The following is a 3,253-nucleotide window of genomic DNA, read 5'->3' as shown; positions in this document are numbered from 1 at the left end:
ATCCTGTTCGTCTGCGGAGGTGCTTTCGCCGGCCTCGAAAAAATCATTCAGAATCGCTCCGAAAAGGGCGGCATCGGCTTTGGCGCCGAAGTCAAGAGCAAGGAAGACAAGCGTGCTGTCGGGCAGATACTGCTCGATGCCGAACCGGAAGACCTGATTAAGTTCGGCCTTATCCCTGAACTGATTGGCCGCCTGCCGGTCGTCGCCACCTTGCAGGAATTGGAAGAACCAGCCCTGATCCAGATTCTGACCGAACCCAAGAACGCGCTGATCAAGCAATACCAGAAGCTGTTCAGCATGGAAGACGTTGAACTCGAAGTCCGCCCCGGAGCCCTCTCCGCCATAGCCAAGAAGGCGCTGGCACGGAAAACCGGCGCCCGCGGTCTGCGCTCGATTATCGAGCATGCGCTACTCGACACAATGTACGAACTACCGGGCATGGAAAATGTCGAAAAGGTCGTGATTGACGAGAACATGATCTCCGGCGAGACCAAGCCCCTGCTCATTTACGCCGACCAGCCAAAGGTTTCCGGCTCCAACTGAACCGGGACTTGAATTGCGGTTCCCCGCCCCCACGTAGGGGGCACATACCTATTTCAAAGGCATCGTAATGTCGAACCCCAACACGCTCCCGGAAACCGTCGAACTGCCGCTGCTGCCGCTGCGCGATGTCGTCGTCTTTCCGCACATGGTTATCCCGCTCTTCGTCGGCCGCCCGAAATCCATCAAGGCGCTCGAAATGGCCATGGAAGCCGGCAAAAATATCCTGCTGATCGCCCAGAAATCGGCCGCCAAGGACGAACCAGAGCCTGAAGACCTCTATCGCATTGGCTGCATGGCCAACATCCTGCAGATGCTCAAGCTGCCCGATGGCACCGTCAAGGTGCTGGTCGAAGGCACGCAACGCGCCCGCGTCGAAGCCATCGAAGTCCAGTCCTCGGTGTTCATGGCTACCGCCGTGCCGATCGCCCAGGCCGGTGTTGAAGACCACGAAATCGAAGCGATGCGCCGCGCCGTCGTCGCCCAGTTCGACCAGTTCGTCAAACTGAACAAGAAGATTCCGCCGGAGGTGCTGTCGTCCATCGCTGGCATCGAGGATGCCGGCCGCCTGGCTGACACCATCGCCGCCCACTTGCCGCTCAAGCTCGAGCAGAAGCAGGAAGTGCTGGAGATGGAAAGCATCCGCGAACGCATCGACCGCCTGCTCTCCCAGCTCGAAGCCGAAATCGACATCCTGCAGGTCGAAAAGCGCATCCGTGGCCGCGTCAAGCGCCAGATGGAGAAGAGCCAGCGTGAGTACTACCTCAACGAACAGGTCAAGGCGATCCAGAAGGAACTTGGTGAAGGCGAAGAAGGGGCCGACCTCGAAGAGCTGGACAAGAAGATTCAAGCAGCTGGCATGAGCAAGGAAGGCCTGGCCAAGGCCCAGGGCGAGCTCAAGAAGCTGCGCCTGATGTCGCCGATGTCGGCCGAAGCAACTGTTGTTCGCAATTTCATCGAAACGCTGATCGGCCTGCCGTGGCGCAAGAAAACGCGGATCAGCAAGGATCTGCGCGAAGCCGAGAAAATTCTCGATGGCGATCACTATGGACTCGAGAAGGTCAAGGAACGCATCGTCGAGTACCTTGCCGTGCAACAGCGCGTCGACAAGGTCAAGGCACCGATTCTCTGCCTGGTCGGCCCTCCTGGCGTCGGCAAGACTTCGCTCGGCCAGTCGATTGCCAAGGCGACAAACCGCAAGTTCGTGCGCATGGCACTCGGCGGCGTGCGTGACGAGGCCGAAATTCGTGGCCATCGCCGCACCTACATCGGCTCGATGCCAGGCAAGATCCTGAGCAGCCTGACCAAGGTCGGTGTGCGCAACCCGCTGTTCCTGCTCGATGAAGTAGACAAGCTTGGCCAGGATTTCCGTGGGGATCCTTCGTCAGCCCTGCTCGAAGTACTCGACCCGGAACAGAATTACACCTTCCAGGACCACTACGTTGAAGTCGATTTTGACCTCTCTGACGTCATGTTCGTGGCAACGGCCAACACGCTGGACATCCCGGCTGCGCTACTCGACCGCATGGAAGTAATTCGCCTCGCCGGTTACACCGAGGATGAAAAGGTCAACATCGCCATGCGCTATCTGCTGCCCAAGCAGATCAAGAACAACGGCCTGAAGAAAACCGAAATTGCCGTGGCCGACAGCGCAATTCGCGACATCGTCCGCTATTACACTCGCGAAGCTGGCGTCCGCGCCCTCGAACGGGAAATTTCGAAGATCTGTCGCAAGGTCGTCAAGACGCTCGTTCTGAAAAAGCGCGATACGAAGCTTGCGGTCAACGCTCGAAATCTCGATAAATTCCTTGGCGTCCGCCGCTACAGTTTCGGTATGGCCGAAAAGGAAAATCAAGTTGGTCAGGTAACCGGTCTGGCGTGGACAGAAGTTGGCGGCGAGTTGCTGACAATTGAGTGCGCCAACATGCCAGGCAAGGGCAACATCCTGCGCACCGGATCACTGGGCGACGTCATGAAGGAATCTGTCGAAGCCGCCCGCTCCGTCGTGCGCGCCCGGGCTCGTCGCTTGGGAATTAAGGATGAGGCCTTCGAGAAGACCGATATCCACATCCACGTTCCCGAAGGCGCCACGCCTAAGGATGGCCCATCGGCCGGCATTGCCATGACCACTGCGCTGGTATCGTCCTACACCGGCATTCCAGTTCGTTGCGATGTCTGCATGACCGGCGAAATTACGCTGCGTGGTGAAGTACTGGCCATTGGCGGTCTCAAGGAAAAACTTCTCGCCGCAGTGCGTGGTGGTTTGAAGACGGCTCTAATCCCGGAAGAAAACGTCAAGGACCTGACCGAGATCCCTGACAACATCAAGAACAAGATCGAAATCGTCCCAGTCAAGTGGATTGATCATGTCCTTGAACGCGCTCTCGAGCGCATGCCTAAACCCCTTCCCGAAACAACTATGGCAGATTCTGCGGTTCAGGCATCGACCGATGCTATTGCCGCAACAACAGTCCTTACTCATTGATTTGCAAGGAAAGGATGCTGTCGTCCTATTGACAGCATCCTTTCCTTTGTCCATCGATCTGGGAAATGCCCCAAAATCCGCTTGACACAAGGATTTCGCCAGATATATAAGTCCGTCCTCGCAAAGTTTTCACCACTCGAAATCAATCCATTAGGGGACGTAAATGAACAAGACTGAACTGATCGACGCCATCGCTACTCAAGCCGACATTTCCAAGGCTGCCGCCGG

2 protein-coding genes are annotated in these 3,253 nt (G+C 57.1%); both read left to right on the top strand.

Annotated elements, in window-relative coordinates:
• On the top strand, window positions 1-543 hold a 543-nt coding region (locus ADADOO_RS08860; RefSeq protein WP_511276821.1), incomplete at its 5' end, for a ClpB D2-like domain containing protein.
• 67 nt (window positions 544-610) lie between these two features.
• Entirely contained in the window at window positions 611-3,025 is a 2,415-nt protein-coding gene (gene lon, locus ADADOO_RS08855; RefSeq protein WP_511276820.1) for an endopeptidase La, read from the top strand.
• Window positions 3,026-3,253 lie beyond the last annotated feature (228 nt).

The organism is Azonexus sp., assembly GCF_036170495.1.
Taxonomy (GTDB): domain Bacteria; phylum Pseudomonadota; class Gammaproteobacteria; order Burkholderiales; family Rhodocyclaceae; genus Azonexus.
This window is presented reverse-complemented; position numbering and strand designations above follow the sequence as displayed.

Coding starts and splice junctions, on each gene's coding strand:
- lon (WP_511276820.1), top strand. CDS start 611: ATGTCGAACCCCAACACGCTCCCGGAAACCGTCGAACTGCCGCTGCTG.